Source organism: Succinispira mobilis DSM 6222 (assembly GCF_000384135.1).
GTDB classification, from domain to species: Bacteria; Bacillota; Negativicutes; order Acidaminococcales; family Succinispiraceae; genus Succinispira; species Succinispira mobilis.
This window is the reverse complement of record NZ_KB913028.1, coordinates 1,006,122-1,030,439: the sequence shown is the minus strand read 5'-3', so window position 1 is coordinate 1,030,439 and position 24,318 is coordinate 1,006,122. Positions and strand designations below refer to the sequence as shown.

Annotated in this window: 22 protein-coding genes and 2 other annotated features; of the genes, 2 read left to right on the top strand and 20 right to left on the bottom strand. The window is 35.5% G+C overall.

Going from position 1 to position 24,318, the window contains the following annotated elements:
• Nucleotides 1-172 precede the first annotated feature (172 nt).
• The 20 genes from SUCMO_RS0104865 to serA all read right to left on the bottom strand — a co-directional run bounded on the left by SUCMO_RS0104865 (nt 173) and on the right by serA (nt 21,573).
• Nucleotides 173-1,036 (bottom strand): nucleotide-binding protein, encoded by an 864-nt coding sequence (locus SUCMO_RS0104865; protein ID WP_028953883.1) that lies wholly within the window; start codon nt 1,034-1,036, stop codon nt 173-175.
• Nucleotides 1,014-1,880 (bottom strand): 4Fe-4S binding protein, encoded by an 867-nt coding sequence (locus SUCMO_RS0104860; RefSeq protein WP_019879416.1) that lies wholly within the window; start codon nt 1,878-1,880, stop codon nt 1,014-1,016. Before SUCMO_RS0104860 ends, SUCMO_RS0104865 begins: the two co-directional genes overlap by 23 nt.
• 1 nt (nt 1,881) lies before the next feature.
• Nucleotides 1,882-2,250, bottom strand: coding sequence for a NifB/NifX family molybdenum-iron cluster-binding protein (locus tag SUCMO_RS0104855; RefSeq protein WP_019879415.1), 369 nt, complete (start codon nt 2,248-2,250; stop codon nt 1,882-1,884).
• 146 nt (nt 2,251-2,396) lie between these two features.
• Nucleotides 2,397-3,437, bottom strand: a complete 1,041-nt coding sequence (locus SUCMO_RS0104850) for a DUF808 domain-containing protein (RefSeq protein ID WP_019879413.1) — start codon at nt 3,435-3,437, stop codon at nt 2,397-2,399.
• 185 nt (nt 3,438-3,622) lie between these two features.
• Nucleotides 3,623-5,266: a biosynthetic-type acetolactate synthase large subunit gene (ilvB, locus tag SUCMO_RS0104845; RefSeq protein WP_019879412.1), complete on the bottom strand. Its 1,644-nt coding sequence runs from the start codon at nt 5,264-5,266 to the stop codon at nt 3,623-3,625.
• A gap of 20 nt (nt 5,267-5,286) precedes the next feature.
• Entirely contained in the window at nt 5,287-6,366 is a 1,080-nt protein-coding gene (gene leuB / locus SUCMO_RS0104840) for a 3-isopropylmalate dehydrogenase (protein WP_019879411.1), read from the bottom strand.
• Nucleotides 6,366-6,842 carry a 3-isopropylmalate dehydratase small subunit gene (locus SUCMO_RS0104835; protein WP_019879410.1) on the bottom strand — a complete coding sequence of 159 codons (477 nt, stop codon included), beginning with the start codon at nt 6,840-6,842 and terminating at the stop codon, nt 6,366-6,368. The genes leuB and SUCMO_RS0104835 overlap by 1 nt, the downstream gene beginning before the upstream one ends.
• 1 nt (nt 6,843) lies before the next feature.
• The gene (leuC, locus tag SUCMO_RS0104830) at nt 6,844-8,106 is read right to left on the bottom strand and encodes a 3-isopropylmalate dehydratase large subunit (protein ID WP_019879409.1); all 1,263 of its coding nucleotides are present in this window, start codon (nt 8,104-8,106) and stop codon (nt 6,844-6,846) included.
• A gap of 16 nt (nt 8,107-8,122) precedes the next feature.
• The gene (locus SUCMO_RS0104825; protein ID WP_019879408.1) at nt 8,123-9,649 is read right to left on the bottom strand and encodes a 2-isopropylmalate synthase; all 1,527 of its coding nucleotides are present in this window, start codon (nt 9,647-9,649) and stop codon (nt 8,123-8,125) included.
• A 125-nt stretch (nt 9,650-9,774) separates the two neighbouring features.
• Nucleotides 9,775-10,767 carry a ketol-acid reductoisomerase gene (gene ilvC / locus SUCMO_RS0104820; RefSeq protein ID WP_019879407.1) on the bottom strand — a complete coding sequence of 331 codons (993 nt, stop codon included), beginning with the start codon at nt 10,765-10,767 and terminating at the stop codon, nt 9,775-9,777.
• Nucleotides 10,768-10,809: 42 nt separating this feature from the next.
• Nucleotides 10,810-11,370: an acetolactate synthase small subunit gene (gene ilvN, locus SUCMO_RS0104815; protein WP_019879406.1), complete on the bottom strand. Its 561-nt coding sequence runs from the start codon at nt 11,368-11,370 to the stop codon at nt 10,810-10,812.
• Between the two features lie 55 nt (nt 11,371-11,425).
• Nucleotides 11,426-11,622, bottom strand: a binding site (T-box leader).
• Nucleotides 11,623-11,722: 100 nt separating this feature from the next.
• On the bottom strand, nt 11,723-12,160 hold the full coding sequence (locus SUCMO_RS0104810; protein WP_019879403.1) for a universal stress protein: 438 nt from the start codon (nt 12,158-12,160) through the stop codon (nt 11,723-11,725).
• 61 nt (nt 12,161-12,221) lie between these two features.
• Complete coding sequence (locus SUCMO_RS0104805) at nt 12,222-12,542, bottom strand: hypothetical protein (protein WP_156819249.1); 321 nt, start codon at nt 12,540-12,542, stop codon at nt 12,222-12,224.
• Nucleotides 12,543-12,577: 35 nt separating this feature from the next.
• Nucleotides 12,578-13,507 carry an ABC transporter permease gene (locus SUCMO_RS0104800; protein ID WP_019879401.1) on the bottom strand — a complete coding sequence of 310 codons (930 nt, stop codon included), beginning with the start codon at nt 13,505-13,507 and terminating at the stop codon, nt 12,578-12,580.
• On the bottom strand, nt 13,500-14,579 hold the full coding sequence (locus SUCMO_RS0104795) for an ABC transporter permease (protein ID WP_019879400.1): 1,080 nt from the start codon (nt 14,577-14,579) through the stop codon (nt 13,500-13,502). The genes SUCMO_RS0104800 and SUCMO_RS0104795 overlap by 8 nt, the downstream gene beginning before the upstream one ends.
• A gap of 2 nt (nt 14,580-14,581) precedes the next feature.
• Nucleotides 14,582-16,111: an ABC transporter ATP-binding protein gene (locus SUCMO_RS0104790; protein ID WP_019879399.1), complete on the bottom strand. Its 1,530-nt coding sequence runs from the start codon at nt 16,109-16,111 to the stop codon at nt 14,582-14,584.
• 167 nt (nt 16,112-16,278) lie between these two features.
• Nucleotides 16,279-17,373: a BMP family ABC transporter substrate-binding protein gene (locus SUCMO_RS0104785; protein ID WP_019879398.1), complete on the bottom strand. Its 1,095-nt coding sequence runs from the start codon at nt 17,371-17,373 to the stop codon at nt 16,279-16,281.
• Between the two features lie 45 nt (nt 17,374-17,418).
• Nucleotides 17,419-18,516 (bottom strand): BMP family ABC transporter substrate-binding protein, encoded by a 1,098-nt coding sequence (locus tag SUCMO_RS0104780; protein WP_019879397.1) that lies wholly within the window; start codon nt 18,514-18,516, stop codon nt 17,419-17,421.
• An 81-nt stretch (nt 18,517-18,597) separates the two neighbouring features.
• Nucleotides 18,598-19,977, bottom strand: coding sequence for an NAD(P)/FAD-dependent oxidoreductase (locus SUCMO_RS0104775; RefSeq protein ID WP_019879396.1), 1,380 nt, complete (start codon nt 19,975-19,977; stop codon nt 18,598-18,600).
• A 21-nt stretch (nt 19,978-19,998) separates the two neighbouring features.
• Nucleotides 19,999-21,573 carry a phosphoglycerate dehydrogenase gene (gene serA / locus SUCMO_RS0104770; protein ID WP_019879395.1) on the bottom strand — a complete coding sequence of 525 codons (1,575 nt, stop codon included), beginning with the start codon at nt 21,571-21,573 and terminating at the stop codon, nt 19,999-20,001.
• Nucleotides 21,574-21,647: 74 nt separating this feature from the next.
• Nucleotides 21,648-21,859: a binding site (T-box leader), on the bottom strand.
• A 307-nt stretch (nt 21,860-22,166) separates the two neighbouring features.
• Between serA and SUCMO_RS0104765 the strand changes: the two genes are divergently transcribed.
• Nucleotides 22,167-23,072, top strand: a complete 906-nt coding sequence (locus SUCMO_RS0104765) for a DUF2156 domain-containing protein (protein ID WP_028953881.1) — start codon at nt 22,167-22,169, stop codon at nt 23,070-23,072.
• Between the two features lie 2 nt (nt 23,073-23,074).
• On the top strand, nt 23,075-24,274 hold the full coding sequence (locus SUCMO_RS0104760; RefSeq protein WP_019879393.1) for a GNAT family N-acetyltransferase: 1,200 nt from the start codon (nt 23,075-23,077) through the stop codon (nt 24,272-24,274).
• Nucleotides 24,275-24,318: the final 44 nt, after the last annotated feature.

Here is a 24,318-nt window from a genome sequence, read left to right as displayed (position 1 = left end):
ATTGACTAAATTTCTGTTCAAAATATCTGCCCTGTTAAGTCTCATTTAATTATAATACAATTTCAACTACTTTTACAATTTTCTTTTCTTTGAAAATAAAAAAACGAAGTGGATAATCCACCTCGCCATAAAGCACATATCGCCTAAATTATTTAATTTAGCAATTATCAACTTAGTTGCACAAATTTTTAATTATATAATCATAAATTTTTATAATAGCTTTTGTAGCAACACAATCAATTTCACTAATACATCTCCCTTGATTTAAAGTTAAGACCACATTTGAATCAAATGGTATTTTACCAACAACAGCAATTTTTTCTTGTAAACAAATTTTTTCTATTTCCTCTGTTTTTTTAATGTTGGTATCATATTTATTAATACAAACAACTACTTTAGTCTGAAATTTTCTAGCCGTTTCAATAATTCTTTTCATATCACTAATTCCAGATATGGAGGGTTCGGCAACTATAAGAACTAAATCAACGCCACTTATAGAGGCGATAACCGGACAACCGATACCTGGAGAACCATCAATTATTGCCAAAGGAACAGCACTTGCATGATTTTTTAAGTTATTTTTCACCTCTGTCACTAATAACCCCGATGTTCCGCTTCCCATTTTTAGTTTAGCTGTCGAAAACACTTCTTCGCCTTTATATAAAATCAAATCGCCTGCCTTAAATAACTTTAATTCTATAGCACCTGTCGGGCAAATTAATTCACACACGCCGCACCCCTCACAAGCAACAGCATCTATAATATATTTTTTCTCACGCAAAGCAATTGCTTCGAAGCGACAATTTTCCATACACAAGCCACAATTAGTACAAGCAATCGGATTAATTACCCCTTTAGCCATGCCGTAGTAATTTTGTTCATTTTTTGGAGTTTTCGGCTTTACAACTAAATGTAAATTCGGTGCATCAACATCACAATCGGCATAGGCTCTAATTCTACCTAACTTTATAAATGCAGTAGCAATAGTAGTTTTACCAGTTCCGCCCTTACCACTAAGAACTAATAGTTCTTTCATCTTCAAGCCTTCCCACCTCCTGTTTTATGCTATTTAAGAGATTTTTAAACAGTTCTTGGTAGCTACTATTGTCATTACTAATAATTTCACCTTCTGAATTAGCTTTTCCTAAAATTTTATCAAAAGGAATTTTAGCCAATATTTTTAAATTATTTTGTACACAATACTCTTCGGCGGGATTTATACCTACTAAGCATTTATTCAGTACCACTGCAAACTTCTTCTGAAAAACCTCTACAAGTTCATGAACCATAGCCAGATTATGTACCCCAAAAATTGTTGGCTCAGCAACTAAAATGCAGTAATCTGCCTCGCGAATACTTTCCATAACTACACAAGCGCTACCCGGCGGACAATCAATAATTACTACCTTATTTTTTTTCAGATTTTTACGTAATAGCTGTTTAATTATTGGCACCCCTGAAGCCTCACCGATATTTAAAAATCCCGAATTGACTTCTACATTTTTATATTTGCCTGTTTCTATTCGCCCAATAGTCTTATCAACCTCTATTATCGCTTGACTAGGACAAAACAAACTACAGCCCCCACAAGAATGACAAATGCTTTCAAATACTTTTACTTTTTTACCTATAAATGCCAACGCATTAAATTTACAAAAATTTACACATCGCCTACAGCCACTACACAGCTCTTGCTTAATTTGCGGTATTTTTACTTTTACTTCTTGGGTTTGCACTTGTGAACTTTTAAAAAACAAATGTCCATTTGGTTCTTCTACATCACAATCTAAATAAATAGCTTCAGTAGCAACATTTGCCAAATTAACTGCAACTAAGGTCTTTCCTGTACCACCTTTGCCACTTAATACAGCAAGCTTCATACTACTTTCCTCCATGGTTATGTAATCCTGGATGTATCTCGTTTAGCATTTCTAGTTTACCTTGTTCACAAGCACTAATATTGTCTTTAAGATTATTCCCAGCCGCTTTGTATATCGCAATATTAGCCTCAAGTAACACACTCGCTGCATTTTCACCACAACGTGGAGTTATGAGCACATCAACGTGCTCATCTACCAAAATTTGTGCCGCCTTTATCCCTGCGCCACCTTGACTGGTTGCAGCACTATTATCTAAAAAAAATTTTGATTGATCGTTAGTATTATAAATAAAAAAAAATTCTGTGCGACCAAATGATGGACACACCTCAGAATCGATATTGTTTGCAGTTGCCGGAATTGCTATTTTCATTATTATACACTCCCTTTATTTAAAACATTATTGACATATGTTTTTTATAATTTAATTATACTACGTTATGAACATATGTCAATAATGTTTTAAAAAGAAAACTGGTCAAAACAGTTGTATTTTCCATCTGTTTTGACCAGTTATTTTTACTTATTTACAAAAAATATTTTTTTACCAAATTCCATTATTCCTACTGTTAAAGCTCCGATTACTAAACCCACTATTGCATCTACTAAAACATTAGCCACCGCAACTAAGACGCCTGTATTTTCAATAACCTTAAAAATATAATTCATTACCGCCCAATCATGTAAGGCATGGGTGAAAATTCCCCCACCAACCATAAACATCGCTAAAGTACCTAATACTGTCAAAAATTTCATAAAACGCGGCATTAAAATTACCGTAGTTTTGCCAATATAGTTAAGAATTTTTATTCCTAAATTATTATAGAAAAACATTGTTATAATTTGAGTTGCAATTTGGCAGATAGTTTGCCAAGTTTTTCTCAAAAAAGTTTGTTCTGCTTTTTCTCGTTCAGTTTTTAAAGCTGCAAATTTTTCGCTAAAATTGTCTTTTTTTAATTGCATTAAAAAATAGCCAATATCATCTGCTTTTACTATTGCAGCTACTAAACCATATACCCCTACTGTCATTAACAAACCAATAGTTGATAATACTCCGACTTGCCCCCAAAAATTAAGTGTTGCTGCTGAGCCTAATGAAATTACCATAATTTCTCCACTTAAAATAAAATCAGTTTTAATTGCACCTTGTATTTTATCTGCTTCCGAGAGGTTAGTACTTTCCTCGCTTACAGATTGTATGTTTGTTGTTTTCTCATTTTTCGAGTGCATGAATTTTTCAAAAATTTTCTCTGCACCCTCATAGCACAAATAAGTTCCGCCTATCATTAGGGCACCTGTCACCAAAACTGTTGAAATTGTGCTTAAGCCTAATGCCAGCGGTATTATTTTAACTTTATTCCAAAAAGAGCCTTTAGCTACAGCCCATACTATCGGTAATTCTCTTTCGGCATTCACCCCTGTAACTTGCTGTGCATTTAAAGCTAAATCATCCCCGACCACTCCTGCTGTTTTTTTTGCTGCAACCTTAGTCATAGTTGCCACATCATCTAATACCGTTGTTATATCATCTAGTAAAGCTAAAAAACTTCCGCCTGCCATGTACACCTCGTATATTTTCTTTATTTTTGCTTGCCTTTTTGATTATACACAAAAAAATCTACTTTGCAAACAACTGTTTTTTGAAAAGAAGTTTTTGATTCAAACTATCATCTAGAAGTTAAAAAGTTCTTCAGATTGCCCCACTCAATATCTACAGGGTTCTGAAGAACTTTTTTGTATCATTATTAAAATTTTACAAATTCATTAATTGCTAAGCCTGGCTTTACCATCGGCATCACCATATCTTGAGTTGATAGCACAACTTCTATAATACAAGGTTTTGCTTCTTGTAGAGCATTCTTTAACACTTGCTCAAATTCTTGGTGATTTTTAACCTGATAACCGCTAATCCCAAAAGCTTCGGCATACTTTTGATAATTAAACTTTGCTGGCAAGCAACATTGTGAAAAGCGCTCTTCAAATTGTACTGTTTGCAGTTGCTTAATCATCCCCAAAGCTTGATTATTCATAACTATACTTATTACTGGCAAATTATAACGTGCAATTGTATATAGTTCGTGGCTTGTCATTTTAAAGCCACCGTCACCAGAAATACAAATTGTTGGCTTTTCTGGTTTGGCAAACGCTGCTCCCATAGCCGCTGGTATTCCAAAGCCCATACTGCCTAACCCTCCGGAGGTAATAAATGTTCTCTCCCCTTTGAGTTTTATATTCTGAGCTGCCCACATTTGATGTTGGCCTACGTCTGTACAAACAATAATATTTTTGTCGTAAATAATTTCGGACAACAACATAAAATATAATTGCGTACTATTTACTTGTTGTGTTTTTGTAGCTTCCCAATTCCGAATACATTCCCACCAAATTTCCTTCGGCTGATACTCAAGATTATCATTTAAATAAGTTAAAGAAGCTGCTAAATCCCCTATAATTCCCAGACAGGTATTTATGTTTTTATCTACTTCCGCATAATCAATATCAAAATGAATAACTTGCTTATCTTGCGCATAGATATGTTTATTACCAGTAACTCGATCATTAAAGCGACACCCAACTGCCAATAAAACATCTGAAGCCGCAACCGCCCGGTTAGCTGCTTCTTGTCCATGTAAACCACTCATTCCTAAAAAGCACGGATTATCGCCATCAATACCACTTAAGCCCATCAAAGAACTAACTACTGGTAACTTAGTTTTTTCTATGAGTTTTTGTAAAATATTTTTAGCTCCAGCATTTATTACGCCACCGCCTATTAGGACTACGGGACGCTTAGCTGCTTGAATAATACCTAGTGCAGTTTCTAGCTTAACTAAGTCTGGTTGAACAACTTTAATTTCAATTGGCTGTTGTTGCTGGTAATCCATAAATGACGTCTGCACATCACGAGGAATATCGATCAAAACTGGTCCTGGTCTACCACTTTGAGCAATATTAAAAGCTAAACGTATCGTATCAGCTAGCTGATTAGGATGTTTTATCAAAAAATTATGTTTGGTTATCGGCATACTTATGCCGGTAATATCAACTTCTTGAAAAACATCACCGCCAATCATCTGTGTAGGTACTTGACCGGTTATAACAATCATTGGCACAGAATCCAAAAAAGCATTGGCAATGCCTGTAATTAGATTTGTTGCCCCAGGACCACTGGTAGCCACACAGACGCCTACTTTTCCAGAAACGCGGGCATAAGCATCAGCCGCATGAGCTGCTCCTTGTTCGTGTACTGTTAAAATATGTTCTATTTGTGGATATTTTAATAGGGCATCATAAAACGGTAGTATGGCCCCACCTGGGTAACCAAATACTTTTTCTACCTGTTGTTCTATTAAACATTCTAAAATTACTTCTGCGCCAATTTTTTGCATAACCATTACCTCTTTTAATTCTATTTTATGTATTGACTTATAAGTTCGCCAACTTCATTTGTGCCAACTTTTTTCAAGCCTGGGCGATATAAATCAGCTGTACGATAGCCAGCTTGTAGAAAACATTTAACCGCCTGCTCAATATCTTCAGCAGCTTCGGACATATTAAGTGAATATTTTAGCATCATTGCTGCTGATAAAATTGTGCCCAATGGATTAGCAATATTTTGCCCAGCAATATCTGGTGCCGATCCGTGTATTGGCTCATATAATGCCGTACCATCACCTAAACTTGCCGAAGGTAGCATCCCGATTGAACCAGCAATTACTGCCGCCTCATCACTTAATATATCACCAAAAATATTATTAGTTACAACAACATCAAATTGTTTTGGCTTCAAAACCATTTGCATTGCACAATTATCTACATATAAATGTTCTAATTCTAATTCCGAGTCTTGGCCTATTATATCATTTGTAATCTTGCGCCACAATCTAGATGAGGCTAAAACATTGGCTTTATCTACCGAAGTAACTTTTTTATTTCTTAGTTTAGCAATATTTTTTGTAAAATTCATCAACCGCTCAATTTCTGGTCGACTATATATTTCTAAATCTGAAGCTTTTTCTACGCCATCAGTATCAATATAGGCCTCTTTTTTTTCACCATAGTATATTCCACCATTTAATTCTCGTACAATTAACAAATCTGTATCCGCAACATTTTCTGGTTTTAATGGCGAAAATTCTAAAAGCGCATCAAATACTTTTATAGGCCGCAAATTAACATACAAACTTAGCGCTTTGCGCAAGCCTAAAATGGCTTGCTCTGGACGAAGTTTGGGCGCAACATGATCCCATTTAGGGCCACCCACAGCTCCTAGCAAAACTGCATCCGCCTTTTTACATGCTTCGATAGTCGTATCTGGCAAAGGGACACCCACCGCATCAATTGCTTCCCCTCCAGCTAAAGCTCTGGTGAAATCAAATTTAACTTGATATTTATTCGCAACTTTTTCTAATACTACTTTTGCTGCCGCTACAATTTCTTCGCCTATTCCGTCGCCATTTATTAAAACAATTTTGTATTCTTTGTTCATTAATTCGCACTTCCTTTAATATGTTCTACTAAGCCCCCAGCTTGTACAATTTTTTGAATAAACTCTGGTAGGGGTTTAATCTGATACTCCAAATTCTTGCTTTTATTTTTTATCCAACCCGCAGCTAAATTAACTTCCAACTCATCCCCACTAGCAAAATCAGCTGTAGGCATCTCTATAACTGGTAAGCCAATATTTATAGCATTGCGATAAAAAATCCTAGCAAAATCTTCGGCAATTACACATTGCACACCTTTGACTTTCAAAACTAAAGGCGCATGTTCTCTACTAGAACCACAGCCAAAATTTTTCCCGGCCACGATAATATCGCCCACTTGCACATTGCCTGCAAAAGTAGTATCAATATCTTCCATAGCATGCTCTGCTAACTCTTCTGGATTGCTGATATTTAAATATCGTGCTGGAATAATTACATCTGTATCTATATGATCTTGGTATCGCCATACTTTTGCCATCTTAAACTCCCTCCTCAGTTGGTGTGGTAATATAGCCGGCTATCGCACTTGCCGCGGCTACGTATGGACCACTTAAATAAACTTCGCTATCTACATGACCCATCCGCCCGCGAAAATTTCTATTTGTTGTCGCAATAGCTCGTTCTCCTGCTGCTAAAATGCCCATATAACCCCCTAAACAAGGTCCGCATGTCGGAGTACTAACTACCGCTCCACTTTCAATAAAGGTTTCTATATAGCCTAAGCGCATCGCTTCTAAGTACACTTCTTGACTTCCAGGAATTATTATAGCCCGCACCTCGGGGTGTACACTTTTCCCTTTCATTATTTTAGCTGCCTGTGCTAGATCTTCCAATCTACCATTTGTACAAGAGCCAATAACTGCTTGATTTATTTTAATATGTCCCAAATCTTCAGCTGCTTTAATATTCTCTGGCAAATGTGGCAAGGCTACTACGGGCTTTAATTCACTTAAATTTATTTCTACTACCCGCGAATATTCAGCATCAGCATCAGCCTGTACAGGGTAGTATTCTCTTGTAACTTTATTTTTCAAATAAGCGATAGTTTGTTCGTCAACAGGAAATATCCCATTTTTTGCTCCAGCTTCAATAGCCATGTTGCAAATAGTCAACCGATCCGACATATCCAAGTATTGTATGCCTGAACCCACAAATTCTAACGACTCATATCGAGCTCCATCTACACCAATCATTCCTATTAAAGTCAAAATAACATCTTTGCCTTTTACTAAAGCATTAGGTTTACCAGTTATATTAACTTGTATGGCACTGGGAACTTTAAACCAAGTATTACCAGTGGCCATGCTCGCACCCAAATCGGTTGAGCCTACTCCAGTGGCAAAAGCTCCTACAGCTCCATAAGTACAAGTATGTGAATCTGCCCCAATTATAACTTCTCCTGGCGCTACCAAACCCTTCTCTGGCAAAATCACATGTTCTATGCCCATTCTGCCAACTTCAAAATAATTTTTTATTTGATGTTGATAGGCAAATTCGCGCATTGCTTTAGCCATCGTAGCCGATTTTATATCTTTATTAGGCGCAAAATGATCCGGAACTAAAGCTATTTTATTTTTGTCAAATACCGGCTTGCCAATTTTATCAAACTCTAAAATCGCTGGCGGAGCTGTAATATCATTAGCTAGCGCCAAATCAATATTACAAACTATTAGATCTCCCGTAACTACACTTTCTACGCCCGCATGTTTTGCTAATATTTTTTGTGTCATTGTCATTCCCATTTACAAATCACCCCATCTATTCTTCTTTGTCAGGCATCCCACACACAGAAAGCATTCCATTTATTGCGCTAACGTAGCCACGCACGCTAGCTTCGATAACATCGGTGCTTAACCCACGTCCGCTAAAAACTTTACCTTCGTGTTCAATCCAAATTGTTGCTTCACCTAACGCATCCATCCCACTAGTTACCGCTTTCAATTGAAAATCTTTTAAAGTTATTTTCAGGCCCGTTGCTTTTTCTACCGCTTTAAATACGGCATCAATTGGACCATCACCAAAACTAACTGCCTCCAATTCACCCGAACTGCTTTCTAAACTTACCACAGCGGTAGCTCTTGCTTTATTAGAACTATTTACTTGATGATACAATAATCTAAACCATTCTGGTTTAAATGAAGCTTTTTCAGCAACTAAGGCTTCAATATCTCGGTCAAAAATCACTTTTTTCTTATCTGCTAAATCTTTAAAACGAATAAACAATTTATTAATCTCTTCACTAGATAGCTCATAGCCCAAAGAAACTAATTTTTCTTCAAATGCATGTTTACCGGAATGTTTGCCCAATACAATAGAGTTTCTGCTAATTCCAATACTTTCGGGACTCATAATCTCATAGGTAAGCGGATTATTCAAAACTCCATGTTGATGAATTCCTGATTCATGTGCAAATGCATTATCACCAACAACCGCTTTATTAGGTTGTACTACTACTCCCGCTAAAGTACTTACTAATCTACTGGCTCGATAAATTTGTTTACTATCAATATTACACTCTGCTTGATATGCACTTTGCTTAGTTCTAAGAGCCATTACCAATTCTTCTAAAGCGGTATTTCCTGCGCGCTCCCCTAGACCATTAATCGTACATTCTATTTGAGTCGCACCATTTCTGATGGCTGCTAAAGAATTAGCAACTGCCAACCCTAAATCATTATGGCAATGCACACTAATAATAGCTTTATCCATATTACTAATGTTTTCATGCAAATATTTAATCATACCGCCAAACTCTTCTGGTGTTGCATAACCAACCGTATCTGGTACATTTATAATTGTCGCCCCAGCCGCAATAGCGGTTTCATAAACTCGACATAAAAAATCCCAATCAGAGCGCGAAGCATCTTCAGCAGAAAATTCAATTTGCTCAACAAAGTTACGTGCATAACAGACAGCTTTTTTCGTAGCCTGGAGCACTTCTTCTGGTGTCATTTTCAACTTATGTTGCATATGAATATCACTGGTCGCAATAAAAGTGTGTATTCTTGCTTGCTCTGCTTTTTTTAGAGCATCACGTGCAATGTCAATATCATGCTCACTGGCCCGAGCTAAAGCGCTAATTACACAACCCTTTATTTTTTCTGCTACAGCGCTAACTGCTTTAAAATCACCGGCTGAAGCTACGGGAAAACCTGCTTCAATCGCATCTACTTTTAATTTTGCAAGACATTGGGCGATTTCTAGTTTTTCACTAGCCCCCAAAGCTACTCCAGGTGTTTGCTCGCCATCTCTAAGAGTTGTATCTAAAATTTGAATTTTTTTCATTAAAACCAAGCCTCCTTTTTTGAAAATACGCAATTTTCTGTTTTCGTTTTCTTATAAATAAACCCCTAGCGCAATACTGTTTTAGGGGTTTATTTTTTAGTTATTTTTGTCTCTTAAAATTTTTACTATTTTTTAATCCAAGACATCATGCTACGAAGTTCTGCACCAACTTGCTCTATTTGATGTCTAGATTCCCGACGACGAGTCGCGGAAAACCCTGCTCTATTTGATTGATTTTCAAGGATCCAATTTCTTGCAAAAGTACCATCTTGAATTTCGGTCAAAACTTTTTTCATTTCTTTTTTAGTTTCTTCAGTAATGATCCGTTTACCAACACAATAATCCCCGTATTCTGCTGTATCACTTACTGAATAACGCATTGCAGCCATACCACCTTCATATAGCAAATCTACAATTAATTTCAGCTCATGCATACATTCAAAATACGCAACTTCTGGTTTATAACCAGCTTCTACCAAAGTTTCAAATCCCGCCTTGATTAGTGCCGTGCAACCGCCACATAATACTGCTTGTTCTCCAAACAAATCAGTTTCGGTTTCTTCTTCAAAAGTAGTTTCCAGAACACCTGCACGAGTTCCACCAATACCTGCAGCATATGCTAAAGCCACATCTTGGGCATTACCAGTTGCATCTTGATAAACTGCCATTAAACAAGGAACGCCTTTACCTTCTTGATATACGCGTCTTACTAAATGACCAGGTCCCTTAGGGGCTACCATAAATACATCGATATCACTTGGTGGTTTTATTTGTGAAAAATGAATATTAAAACCATGCGCGAAAGCTAATGCTTTCCCAGCTTTTAAATTAGGGAAAATATCTGCACTATACACAGCAGCTTGCTTTTCATCTGGAATTAGTATCATGATAATATCAGCAGCCTTACTAGCATCACTGGTATTCATAACTGTTAAACCAGCCTCTTGAGCTTTTTTCGCCGAAGAGCTACCTTCATATAAACCAACAATTACATTAATGCCACTCTCTTTTAAATTCAAGGCATGCGCATGGCCTTGACTACCATAGCCAATTATCGCTACCGTTTTCCCTTTAAGCATTCCAAGATTAGCGTCTTTACAATAGTACATTTTTGTCATTTTCCTAACTCCTCTGTGTATCATAATTTTTATTTCAGGTTATTAGATAACCATGCAAACATCTCGAATTTTTTCATTATCTGGTTGTGGCCAAACATATTTTGATTCCTCAATACGGATAGTTTGTTCCCCTCGTTCTAAAGCAATTGTCCCAGTTTGAACCATCTCTAAAATTCCATATGGGTCCATAACTTCATAAAAAGCTCGTAATTTGTCTTCAGATCCAGTAATTTCTAAAATTAAAATTGTTCCTGTAACATCAATAACATTCGCGCGAAACACGTCAGCTAATTTCAAAATTTCCAAACGCTTTTCTCCGCTAGCTACTTTTATTAGGGCCATATTTCTAGCAGTCATACTATCTTTGGGAAGAACTTTAACCTTCTCAACCTCTACAAGCTTTGCCAGTTGTTTTTGCACCTGTTCGAGAGTAGCTTCGTCACTACGCATAGAAATCGTTATTCTTGATAATTCACTGACTTGAGTGATACCTACTGCTAAACTGTCAATATTGAAGCCTCGCCTTGAAAACATTCCCGCTACACGCATTAATACGCCGGGTTGATTTCTAACCAGTATAGAAAGTATATGATTTTGTTCCATGCGTCTCTCTCCTTTTTTGCAAAATAAAAACCCCTATCTACATACAACGTACATAGATAGGGGCGAACAAAACAATGTCGCGGTACCACCCTAGTTTTTAACTTAGTGCCAAAAGCTACTATTAACGCTAGCAACGCCTATTTAGGAACTCCTGGGGTGAGTTTCACTTATATCTATTAGACTGATTCACACCAAACCATCAGCTCTCTGTTCTAATATCGATAAAGTTTTAATCCCATTCAAAGTTTTTACTATATTATTATTTTGGTAACAACCTTGTTTTACATTATATTAACTTATTGAATATTTGTCAATGCTTTTTGTTAATATTTTTTTTTATTATTTTTTTACATTAGCTTTTTACTATTACAACGGGTACTTTTGCATGTTCAGACACTTTGGAGCTAACACTGCCCAAGAAAAATTCAGCAACACCACTAAGGCCTCGACTGCCAATAACTATCGAGTCGCAAGAATGTTCGCCTGCAATAGCTAAAATTCTTTCCGATGGATGTCCCTTTTCTAAGCGACACTCATAATCACCTACAAAATTAGCCATTTTTTCTTTAGCTATCTGCAAGACCATTTCACCATTTTGTAGAGCATTGTCATTTTGTCCTGCAAATACATTGTCTAAAGGCATTGCTACTAAACTTGCACTATAATAGGGTTGTACTACATTCACAATAACTAAATCGCCAGAAAATTTCTCTGCTAACTGTTTAGCATATTCTAAGGCATTCCAAGAAGCCTCAGAACCATCTACAGGAATTAATATTTTTTTAAACATATGTATCACCCCTATTTTAATATCTATTAATACTATTATCTTTATAATTCTACGAAAATTTTTAAATTCCTTTTCTTTTAGCGAATTTTTTAGCTCTTTTCATGCTACGATTACCTTGATATTCTTCACGAGGAGTATTTGGAGTGGACATCGTTCCACCCTTTATTACATAAAAATGAAATAATATAGCTAGCATTATTATAATCGGTAAACTTCCTAGCCAATACCGATAAGGTGAGGTAACCAGTAAAAGGTCATAGCCTATAACAACAATAGGAATCACCAATAATTGACTGTAACGGCTAAGATCGCTACTGTTGCCTAATAATTTCACCAAAAATGCATAGGTTATATATGCTAATGCAAACGAAACAAAAGACATAAAAATTAGAAATAAAAAAAATTGCATTTTCTTTTTTACCTTTCTTCACGATTATAAGCTACACCTAATGAACTAGGCGCCGATATTTTCCCTTTTTTATAGACTAAAACCAATATTAAAACAATTATTGTGAAAATATACGGCAACATATTTAACAAAAATACTGATATTGGAACCCCGAGAACTTGCAGATGAAATCCCAAAGCATCAATGCCGCCAAACAAATACGACCCTAGTAAAGCCCGCCAAGGATTCCATAATGCAAAAATAACCAAAGCAACTGCAATCCAGCCTCGACCGGCAGTCATATTTTCTAACCAACTTGGAGCATAAGCCAAAGACAAATATGCGCCTGCTAAACCACACAAGCCCCCACCTAAAAGCACATAACAATATCTTAAAAAAAATACATTTATCCCCATTGCATCTGTTGCTCCTGGGTTTTCACCTAAAGCACGTAATTTCAAGCCTGGAGTAGTATAGTATAAATAAAAATGAAAAAATATCACTAGTATGTAACTTAAATAAACTAAAGGATCGTGTTTAAAAAAAACCTCTCCAATAAAAGGAATATCTGATAAAAAGGGGATAGTCTGAGCTGTAAAAGCCTTAGGTAAAGTTAAGCCAACATAGTTCTTTCCAATATATCCACTCAACCCCGTCCCAAATAAAGTAATCGCCAAACCGCTGACTACTTGATTAGCACGAAGTGTAATTGTTAAGAATGCGTGTATTAGGGCCATTAGCATCCCCAAAATCATTGCTGCTATAATTCCGACCCATGGATCAGCTGTAACATAGGCACTGATAAACCCAGCCACGGCACCAACAAGCATTATCCCTTCTACTCCAAGATTTAAAATACCCGCTCGCTCTGTGATTAGCTCCCCTAAAGCAGCAAATAGTATAGGAGTCCCAGCAGTAATGGATGCTGCTAAAATAGCTATTAGTAACGCACTATCCATCTTTTTGTCCTCCTTTGTTTGAAGATATTCGAACTAATTTATAATTATTAAAAATATCCGCACCAATTACAAAAAATAAGATTGCGCCCTGAATCATTGTTGCAATAGAACTATTGATACCCATAGTTTGTACCATGAAACCACCTACCTGAATTACGGAAAATAAAAATGCCACTCCTACTATCGTTATTGGATGCAACCCTGCTAACCAAGCAATAATTATAGCAGTATAACCATATCCTGGGCTAATACCTGACTGCATTTTACCAACAATTCCACTTACCTCTAGCATTCCCGCTAAACCACTCAAAGCTCCACTTATACACATAATCGCGAAAATATTTTTGGGAATATCTATCCCGGCATAATTTGCCGCTACAGGATTTAAGCCAATTACTTTTGTTTTATAACCCCATCTTGAATTTTTAAATAAAAAATAAAGAAGGGCCGTAAAAACAACTACAAAAAATATTCCATAATGTACCCTTGTTGTTCCAAAAGTTGGTAATATCGCTGCATCTACAAAAGGTGCTGAAACGGGAAAATTCATCCCCTTAGGATCTTTCCAAGCGCCATACACCAAATAATTCAAAGATAAAATTGCAATATAATTTAGCATTAATGTAGAAATTATTTCATTAACTTGCCATTTATTACGTAAAAAACCTGCTATTCCACCCCAAACTGCACCTGTAAACATACTAGCGAGTACCATGGCCGGCAACATTATAATTGCTGGTAATTCCGTAAAGTTCAAAGCCACAAATCCAGCACCTAAAGCTCCCATATAGAATTGCCCTTCAGCTCCAATATTCCAAAGCTGCATTCTAAACGCAACCGCAATCCCTAAAGCGCAAATTGTTAGTGGAATCAACTTTACAATAATTTCAGATATGCCGTATTGAGTACTTAAAGCCCCTACAAACATGGCATTGTAAACATCTATAGGGTTTTTATCCGTCAAAAATAGAAATATTGCACAAAATACCAGTGCCAAAATACTAGCTATTATTGGCAACAAAATTTGTAATGTTTTAGATTTTTCTAAGCGTTTTTCTAATTTAAATTGCATATTTATACCGGAACCTCCTGTTTTTCTGAGATGATTCCTGCCATTAACAAGCCTATTTTTTCAATGTCCATATCTTGTGCCGCAAACTCCCCTAATATTTTCCCTTCGAAAATAACCCCTACAGTATCTGCCAACTTTGCAATTTCTTCTAGATCTTCAGATATAATTATTAGTGCTGTGTTTTTTTCTTTAAGCGCCAATAATAACTTATGCACTGCCTCAATTGCTCCTATATCTAAGCCTCTAGATGGATAAGACACTACCATTATTTTCGGATTAGTTTTAATTTCTCTTGCCAAAAGTAATTTTTGCAAATTACCACCTGACATCATTTTTACAGGTTGATATATAGACGATTGCTTTACATCATAGTCTCTAACTATCGTTTTAGCTTCTTGCTCAATAACCTCGGTTTTGAGTAAAAACCCTCCCGAAAATTTTTCTTGCTCATAATTTTTCAAAATAATATTCTCACAACTATTCATATCAGGAATTAAACCCATTCCCAACCGATCTTCTGGAACATAGCTTACGCCTTTATCTAGCATAATTCTTGGCGTAACTTTATCTAATTCTTGATTTTCTATAAAAATTTTACCTGAATAGATAGGCCGAATTCCGGCAATAACCTCAGCTAATTCTTTTTGACCATTCCCAGATACACCTGCAATGCAATATACTTCTCCAGCTCGAATTTTTAAATCCAATTTCTTTAAACCAAAATTACCCATATCATTGAGCGCTTTTATGTTACGCAACTCTAGGATAGTATCCCCTAAAGGTGCTTCATTTTTCTGATATTTATTGGCAATTTCTCTGCCAACCATCATTTTAGCAAGTTTTTCACGATCTAATTGTTCTTTTTCTAAATAACCAGTTACTTTGCCTGAACGTAAAACTGTTACGCAATCTGATAGTTGCATTACCTCATTAAGTTTATGCGCAATGAAAATAATCGCACATCCATCTTGAGCCATTTTTTGCAAATTTGAAAACAATTCTTGTGTTTCCTGTGGTGTTAGCACTGCTGTTGGTTCATCCATAATTAAAATTCTAGAACCATAGTACAAAGTCCGTAAAATTTCAACTTGTTGTTTTTCTCCAACAGATAATTGCCAAATATAAGCCTGGGGATTAATTTTAAAACCATATTTTCGGGCCAAAAAAATGATATCTGCTTCTACCTGTTTTTGTGAAAGCAATAAACCAGCATCTTTTTTCCCCAATAATATATTTTCTAACACCGTAAACGAATCAATAAGTTTAAAATGTTGGTGAATCATTCCAATTCCACATTTTATTGCATCTTTAGGACTAGAGAAATTCTCAGCCATACCGTTTATTAATATTTCCCCCTCTGTTGGATTATATAAACCACAGAGTATACTCATTAACGTGCTTTTCCCTGAACCATTCTCGCCCAAAAGAGCATGTATTTGGCCTTGCTTTACAATCAAATTAACCTTATCATTAGCTACTACACCTGGAAATATTTTGGTTATATTTCGCATCTCTACCAAAGGCGTTGACATATATTCCCTCCAGTTATTTTATGGTTTTATTTATTAAAGCTATACTTATTAGTTTTTTGATTACACTATTATACATCATTTAGTTGCTAATAAATAGAGTTAGTTTACATTTTTAAATATTAAAAGGCGGGCACAAGTCCCGCCCTAAATTATATTTTATTTATGGATTAATTTTTAACTGTACCTTCTACGCCTTCAACAAACCAATCAAAACTTAATAGGTCTTTATCAGCCATCGTTTCTCCAGCAGCAACTTTAACGTTCCCTTTTTGATCTTTTATTGGCCCTTTAAATACTATTAATTTCCCGTCTTTCAGTTGTGCTTTTGCAGAATCCACCACTTTTTTAGTATCTTCTTGTACCATTGAACCATAAGGAGCAATATCTACTACTCCATCCTTCATAGAACCCCAATACGCACCTGTTTTCCATGTTCCTTTTTGAACATTTTCAACCAACTGTTTATAAAAAGGACCCCAGTTCCAAATCGCTGATGTTAATACAGTTTTAGGAAGAACCTTACCCATATCTAAATTATAACCAATGCTATACTTGCCACGTTCTTGAGCGGCTTGTTGTGCTCCCATTGTATCTTGATGTTGTGTAATAATATCTGCTCCAGAGTCTATCAAACTGAGACCTGCCTGTTTTTCTTTCGCTGGATCATACCAAGTATTGGTCCAAATTACTTTTACCGTGGCATTAGGATTTACAGCTTTTACTCCCAATGTAAATGCATTTATGCCTCGCACTACTTCTGGTATCGGGAACGCAGCTACATAACCAATTACATTTGATTTTGTTTCCTTCCCAGCTACCATCCCTGTCAAATAACGGGCTTCATAAATTCTTCCAAAATAATTTCCCATGTTTTTATCGGTTTTATAGCCACTTGCATGCATAAAAACAATGTCAGGATATTTCTTAGCTACGTTTAAGGTCGGATCCATAAACCCAAAGCTAGTTGTGAAAATTATTTTGTTACCTTGACCTGCCAATTGGTTAATAACTCGTTCTGAATCGGCTCCAGCAGGAACTGATTCCACCACTGTTGTTTCAACATTTGGAACTTTTTCTAATAAATATTTTCTGCCATTATCATGCGATTCTGACCAGCCACCATCTTTAGCTGAGCCAATATAAACAAAAGCAACTTTTGTTTTTTCTTGTTTAGTATCTGCTTTTTTTTCGCCACCACAGCCTGCTAGCAACATACTACCTAGCAACGTAGCCACTAAAAATCCTTTGAACAATTTTTTCATGTTTTCTAACACTCCTAAATTTATTTTTATATTTCTATAATTATTTTATTTAGCAATATTTCCTTCTACACCTTCAACAAACCAGTCAAAGCTCAATAACTCTTTATCTGCCATTACTTGACCGTCTGCTATTTTTAAATTACCTTCTTGATCTTTTAATGGTCCTTTAAAAATCATTAATTTCCCATCTTTAATTCCTTGTTTAGCCGCATCTACTATTTTCCTTGTATCCTCTTTGACCATTGGACCGTAAGGTGCAATATCTACAACACCATCTTTCATCCCACCCCAATAGTTTTCCATTTTCCAAGTTCCATTTTGCACACCTTCAACAACTTTTTTATAAAAAGGACCCCAATTCCAAATTGCTGATGTTAATACTGCTTTAGGAGCTACGGCACTCATATCTAGATTATAACCAATACCAAATTTGCCACGTTCTTGCGCCGCTTGCTGTGGTCCAGTAGTATTTTGATGTTGAGTTATTATATCGGCACCTGCATCAATTAAACTTAGTGCTGCTTGTTTTTCTTTCGCTGGATCATACCAAGTATTAGTCCAAATTACTTTTACCTTGGCATTCGGATTCACTGCTTTGACACCTAGGGTAAAAGCATTTATGCCTCGCACCACTTCTGGAATTGGGAAAGCAGCCACATAGCCAATTACATTACTTTGTGTTTCTTTTCCTGCAACCATTCCTGTCAAATAGCGTGCTTCATAAATTCTCCCAAAATAATTACCCATATTTTTTTCAGATTTAAAGCCACTAGCATGCATAAATACTACGTCAGGAAATTTTTTGGCTACATTTAAAGTTGGATCCATATACCCAAAACTAGTAGTGAAAATAACTTTATTTCCTTGGCTAGCCAACTGACTAATAACTCGTTCTGAATCTGCCCCTTCTGGAACAGAAGCTACAACTGTCGTTTCTACGTTAGGCAAGTTTTTTTCTAAATAAATTCTGCCATTTTCATGTGATTCCGACCAACCACCATCTTTAGCTGGGCTTACTAAAACAAAAGCAACTTTCGTTTTTTCCGCTACTTTAGGTTTTTCTTCTTTTTTAGCGCCGCAACCAGCCATTAACAAACTGCTTGCTAATAATACAAACGCTAAACCCTTGGCCCATTTTTTCATCTGCACATCTACTCCCTACATAAAATTTACATATTAATATAATATACTATTCGTTTAGTTTGTACAATATGTTACATAATTTTATTGGGAAATTCTCTTTGCTATCTCTCGTGCCACATATACACCACTAGCACTAGCTTGAGACAATCCACGTGTCACTCCAGCTCCATCACCAATAGCAAACATATTTGGAATTTTAGTTTCTAACTTATTGCTTAATTCCAAGCGTGAACTATAAAATTTAACTTCCACACCATATAGCAATGTATCATCATTAGCCATGCCTGGGGCAATATTATCTAACGCATAAATCATTTCAATAATATTATCCAAATGCCTTTTAGGCAATACTAAACTCAAGTCACCAGGAGTTGCTTTTAGTGTAGCTTTAGTAAAACTTTTGCTCATACGTTTTTCATCAGTTCTACGACCTTTTATCAAATCACCGAATCTTTGCACCAGTACTCCCCCACCAAGCATATTGGAAAACGAAGCTATCTTCTTACCATATTGTAATGGTTCTTTAAATGGTTCCGTAAACGTATTACTTACTAACAGAGCAAAGTTAGTATTTTTACTATGTAAACTTACATCTCGATAACTATGTCCATTAACCGTAATAATTCCATCTGTATTTTCTGCAACTACGTAACCATTAGGATTCATACAGAAAGTTCTGACCAAATCGCCATACTGTTTTGTGCGATATACCAATTTAGCTTCGTAAACTTCGTCCGTAATATGTGCAAAAACTTCTGCTGGCACTTCTACTCTTACCCCAACATCAACTTGATTGTTTATCAAGTTCAAACCAAGTTTTATACATTGTTGACTAAACCATTCCGCACCAGCTCTCCCTGGCGCGGCAATCAAATACTTGCAGTTTACAGATTCTAATTCAGAGCTATTTGTCAACAATTCAAAACTACTCTCGCCAACTTTAATTGTTTCTACCTTGGTATCACAAATTAAAGTGATTTTTTCTTTCAGAATATCTGAAATATGTTCTAAAATTCTAAGATTATTTTCTGTCCCTAGATGTCTTACTTTTGCGTTTAATAAGTGTAGATCATGACCTAGCGCTTTTCGAGAAATAGTAGAATTCTTTGTAGTAAAATATTCAGCTGGAGCACCTTGTTCTAAATTTAGTTGATCGACATAATCGATTAGTTCAATTACTTCGTCCTTTGATAAATATTCATTAAGCCAACCACCAAATTCAGTGGTGAAGTTATATTTACCATCTGAAAATGCTCCTGCACCGCCAAAACCGCGCATGATATTGCAGGGATTACAACTAATACACTGCTCAACTTTTTTTAAAGCTATAGGACAACTGCGTTTTCTAATATCATGCCCTTCCTCAAGCATAATTATCTTAATCTTGGGGTATTTCAAAACAAATTCATAAGCTGCAAAAATTGCCGCGGGGCCACCACCAATTATTCCTACATCATACATCAAACTATTTCCTCCTAAATTTTACAGTCTCACCAAATCTACCTTAATAATTCCTTCTAAACCTCTTAACAGATCCAATGTAGCTTTATTTACATTAGAATCAACAGTCATAAACATCATTGCTGAATCCTCGGCACGACTAACTTGCATTGTGGCAATATTTACCTTACTCGCACCTAGAAGTGTCCCAATTTGACCGATCATTCCTGGCTTATCCTCATTTTTAGCAACTAGCATAAATGGCGTAGGTGTTAAATCAAATTTATAACCATCTATTTCTAAAATTCTAATTTCCGTTTTATCAAATACTGTACCGCTTACCGTAAATATTTTTTCTGCACTACAAATATTTAATTTAATTAGATTTTGATGCTTGTCAGCAGTCTTATTAATACTTTCAATCACATCCACACCACGAGCTTCGGCCGTCAAAAGTGCATTTACATAGTTAACACGCTCTTTCAAAATTGGTTGGAACAAGCCTTTTAAAATAGCTCTAGATAACATTGATGTTTCAATCTTATCTAGCCCTTGATATATAATTTCAACTTTATCAATAGCTTCTTTTTCTAATTGATAATATATTTTCCCTAAAAATTCACCCAATTGCAAGTAGTTTTTCATTACACCTAATTCTTGTGGTTGTAAGGTTGGTAGATTAACCGCATTTGGCACTATTTCCCCTCTTAAAGCTGCTAAAACTTCTTCTGCTATGGTTTTACCTACATTATCTTGCGCTTCAACTGTATCTGCCCCAATATGAGGTGTAAGCACACAATGGTCCATACCAATCAATGGTGACGTTGGATTAGGTTCATCTACCAAAACATCTATACCAGCACTACCTACTATTCCTGCTTTTAAAGCTTTTGCGAGTGCATCTTCATTGATAATTCCACCGCGTGCACAGTTTACAACCCGAACACCTTTTTTGACTTTTTTAAACTGTTCATCACTAATCATATTAAAAGTTTCTTCTGTCTTCGGAGTATGAACAGTAATAAAATCTGCTTTAGCTAGTAATTCATCTAAAGTACCACATCTTTCTGCTCCATATTTTTGGAAACGAGCTTCGCCAATATAAGGGTCGTAAGCAATTATTTTCATATCAAAAGCTTTTAATCTAGTCGCCACTAAGCCACCTATTCTACCCAAGCCAATAATTCCCACTGTTTTACCTAGTAGTTCTGAACCTTTTAAGCCATTACGATCCCAAACTTTACTGGTAATCCGCTCATGAGCCATAGTTATATTACGAGCTGAAGATAATAACAAGCCAATGCTGTGTTCTGCTGCCGAAACAATATTTGATTCTGGAGTATTTACCGCTATTATACCACGTTTAGTAGCCCCTTCAACATCAATATTATCTACCCCATTACCAGCACGACCTACTACTTTAAGATTAGTCGCATGCTGATAGAACTCTTCGTTTATCTTAGTCACACTTCTTACTACAATTGCATCGTATTCGGGAATAATCTTCAAAAGCTCCGCTCTTTCAATATCAAATCTTACATCAACTTGAACGTCCTTAGCTTGTTTTAAAACCTCAATACCTTTATCCGCGATTTTTTCTGTTACTATGATTTTCATTTTTTTAACTCCTCTCTTTATTTAGCTTTAATTTACCATTATATAAATAATAAAAAATCCCGTCCTTAGTTATAACTAAGGACGGGATAAAAATCCGTGGTGCCACCTTTTTCACTAATATTTTGTATTATATTAGCCTCATGAAATATTAACGCTTTTTCTGCGGATAAGTTGCAACACTTATCATCTCCAGAGCGGATTCGATACTATTACTTATCAGTTTCCACCTTACACTGACTCTCTTTAAAGTAATTTAGCATCTACTTTTCTCCATCATTGAATTAAATATTCTGTTTTTAAAACTACAGCTTAATTTTAATAACATTTAGCTAAAATGTCAAGCCTAAATCCGAATATTATATTCGCAAAATTGTTTTTCATTCAATTTTGTTTAGCGATTATTAAAAATTCAAATATCCAGTAGTTACTCCGTTTTCCTCTGTATTTTTTCAAATAAGCTGTTTATATTCTTCTAAATTTCTTCCTTTTTCACCTGATATTTTGCTTCTAAGTTATTAGCATTAATCGGCTTATTATGGTATAATATTTTGCAAACATTATTGTTTTTTATATAGTGTATATACAAATTGGGAGTGATTTTTATTTTATTTAAAGATATAGAACTTACAGACAAACCTGTTTTTGATGAATATTTCAATTACAAAATTTACTTTGGTTCAGAGTGCGCCTTTGCTAATATGTTTGCTTGGCGTAAATGCTACCATATAAAATGGTTAGAAATCGAAAACTGTCTAATAATCAAGGTCCGCCGTGATGAAATCGATTTTTTTCTACCGCCTTTTCCCAAAAATGGCGCCAATATCGATATTGCCTTAGATTTAATCTTAGCTCAAATAAAAGCTAATCCCGCCTGTGAAATTCGTGGAATTTACCAAGACGCTCTAAATGATATTAGTAAAAGTTTTTGGGATAATTTTGAATTAACTTCCGATCGTGATAATTTCGACTATGTCTATAATCGTGAAGATTTAGCAAAGTTAGCGGGTCGCAAGTATCATTCTAAAAAAAATCATATTAATGCTTTTCTAAAATTATATCCCGACTATCAATATTTGCCTTTAACTACAGATTTGATCCCTCAATGCAAAGAATTTCTAGGAAAATGGTTTCTCGCCAAAGGAATTTCTAGTGATCACAGTATTCGTTGTGAAATGAGTGCTATCAATCAATCACTAAATAATCTAGAAGCCTTAGAAATTCAAGGAGGGACTATTTTTATTGATGGGCAAATGGAAGCTTTTACTTATGGTGAAGCGATAAATAAAGACGTTGCTATAATTCATGTAGAAAAAGCTAATCCCGCAATTCGCGGTCTTTACGCTAAAATTAATCAAGATTTTTGCAACAATGCTTGGCAAAGCATTAAATATATTAATCGTGAAGAAGATATGGGTCTTGAAGGCCTGCGTAAAGCTAAAGAATCTTACAATCCTGTATTTATGGTAGAAAAATATTCTGCAAAACTAAAGGGGATTTAATCATGCAAGTGCGTTTGCTAAACAATACTGACCTTATTCAAGCGCAACACTTATGGGATTATTCTTTTGAAAAAAAAGATACTCCTTTTTTTCAATGGTACTTTAATGAATATGTTACAGCGCATAATATTATTGGTTATTTTGCTCAAGATAAATTGCTAACAATGCTTTGTGCAAATCCTTATCAAATGCAAATCAACAATAATCCTGTTACAACCCGCTATATTGTTGGTGTAACTACTGCGCCTGAAGCTCGTGGTTTAGGAACATTTTCCCAACTATTAGCCTACACTTTTAGAAAGTTGCAAACAGAAAATATCTATATCGTTTTACTAAAACCAATAGTTGCCAAACTTTATACTCATTATGGTTTTGCTTTTTGCCATAATCATTTACGCTATAATCTAACACTAGAGCAGTTAAGTTTTTTCCAAAAAGACAATACCATTGAACTTAAACTGTTTGACTTGGCAAGTTGTGCTATTCAAGATTTGCAAGAAATCTACACCTCAAGTTTAGCTAATTATAATGGCTACATTCTCAGAAGTAACTTAGATTTCCAAAATCTGCTTAAAGTTCATTTTCTCGAAGGCGGCCATTTGTTGATTGCTTATAAAAACAAACAGCCGCTAGGATATCTGCTTTACCATTTTGATTCCGAAGCTTTTACTATTTCTGAATTAATGACCGCAGATGCAACTTGTCAAAATACGTTTTTAAACTTTGTTTACCAACATCGTACCCAAACTAAATTATGCAAATGGCGGGCAACACCTGATAATCTGGCTTATCTAAATTTAGATATAAAGCAAGCTGATGACTTTAATTTTCCGCAATTGGCACCTTTTATGATGGCTAGAATTATCAATGTTCAAGAAGCTTTAGTTAATCTTAACTGTATTATAGAGCCAAACATTGCAATTAAACTGGCAATCAAAATCGAAGATTCTTTTGTTAAAGAAAATAATGCAGTTTTTTCTCTAAAAACTCTGCCTAACAATAAACTTTTTGTTGAGAAATCTGAATTAGCCGAATTTCAAATCCAAATGTCGATCAGCACCTTCACTCAACTTTACTTGGGCGCTTATCCAGTTGACAGCTTAATTAGACAAGATTTAATTAAAGCTACTAATCCAAAATATGTAGCTATTCTGCAGTTATTATTCCCACCTAAAACAAATTATATTAATGAAGAATTCTAAATTACTAGAGATTCTCTTATAAATTTTCAGATATGAAAGGCAGG

Coding starts and splice junctions, on each gene's coding strand:
- SUCMO_RS0104865 (WP_028953883.1), bottom strand. CDS start 1,036: ATGAAAGAACTATTAGTTCTTAGTGGTAAGGGCGGAACTGGTAAAACT.
- SUCMO_RS0104860 (WP_019879416.1), bottom strand. CDS start 1,880: ATGAAGCTTGCTGTATTAAGTGGCAAAGGTGGTACAGGAAAGACCTTA.
- SUCMO_RS0104855 (WP_019879415.1), bottom strand. CDS start 2,250: ATGAAAATAGCAATTCCGGCAACTGCAAACAATATCGATTCTGAGGTG.
- SUCMO_RS0104850 (WP_019879413.1), bottom strand. CDS start 3,437: ATGGCAGGCGGAAGTTTTTTAGCTTTACTAGATGATATAACAACGGTA.
- ilvB (WP_019879412.1), bottom strand. CDS start 5,266: ATGCAAAAAATTGGCGCAGAAGTAATTTTAGAATGTTTAATAGAACAA.
- leuB (WP_019879411.1), bottom strand. CDS start 6,366: ATGAACAAAGAATACAAAATTGTTTTAATAAATGGCGACGGAATAGGC.
- SUCMO_RS0104835 (WP_019879410.1), bottom strand. CDS start 6,842: ATGGCAAAAGTATGGCGATACCAAGATCATATAGATACAGATGTAATT.
- leuC (WP_019879409.1), bottom strand. CDS start 8,106: ATGGGAATGACAATGACACAAAAAATATTAGCAAAACATGCGGGCGTA.
- SUCMO_RS0104825 (WP_019879408.1), bottom strand. CDS start 9,649: ATGAAAAAAATTCAAATTTTAGATACAACTCTTAGAGATGGCGAGCAA.
- ilvC (WP_019879407.1), bottom strand. CDS start 10,767: ATGACAAAAATGTACTATTGTAAAGACGCTAATCTTGGAATGCTTAAA.
- ilvN (WP_019879406.1), bottom strand. CDS start 11,370: ATGGAACAAAATCATATACTTTCTATACTGGTTAGAAATCAACCCGGC.
- SUCMO_RS0104810 (WP_019879403.1), bottom strand. CDS start 12,160: ATGTTTAAAAAAATATTAATTCCTGTAGATGGTTCTGAGGCTTCTTGG.
- SUCMO_RS0104805 (WP_156819249.1), bottom strand. CDS start 12,542: ATGTCTTTTGTTTCGTTTGCATTAGCATATATAACCTATGCATTTTTG.
- SUCMO_RS0104800 (WP_019879401.1), bottom strand. CDS start 13,507: ATGGATAGTGCGTTACTAATAGCTATTTTAGCAGCATCCATTACTGCT.
- SUCMO_RS0104795 (WP_019879400.1), bottom strand. CDS start 14,579: ATGCAATTTAAATTAGAAAAACGCTTAGAAAAATCTAAAACATTACAA.
- SUCMO_RS0104790 (WP_019879399.1), bottom strand. CDS start 16,111: ATGTCAACGCCTTTGGTAGAGATGCGAAATATAACCAAAATATTTCCA.
- SUCMO_RS0104785 (WP_019879398.1), bottom strand. CDS start 17,373: ATGAAAAAATTGTTCAAAGGATTTTTAGTGGCTACGTTGCTAGGTAGT.
- SUCMO_RS0104780 (WP_019879397.1), bottom strand. CDS start 18,516: ATGAAAAAATGGGCCAAGGGTTTAGCGTTTGTATTATTAGCAAGCAGT.
- SUCMO_RS0104775 (WP_019879396.1), bottom strand. CDS start 19,977: ATGTATGATGTAGGAATAATTGGTGGTGGCCCCGCGGCAATTTTTGCA.
- serA (WP_019879395.1), bottom strand. CDS start 21,573: ATGAAAATCATAGTAACAGAAAAAATCGCGGATAAAGGTATTGAGGTT.
- SUCMO_RS0104760 (WP_019879393.1), top strand. CDS start 23,075: ATGCAAGTGCGTTTGCTAAACAATACTGACCTTATTCAAGCGCAACAC.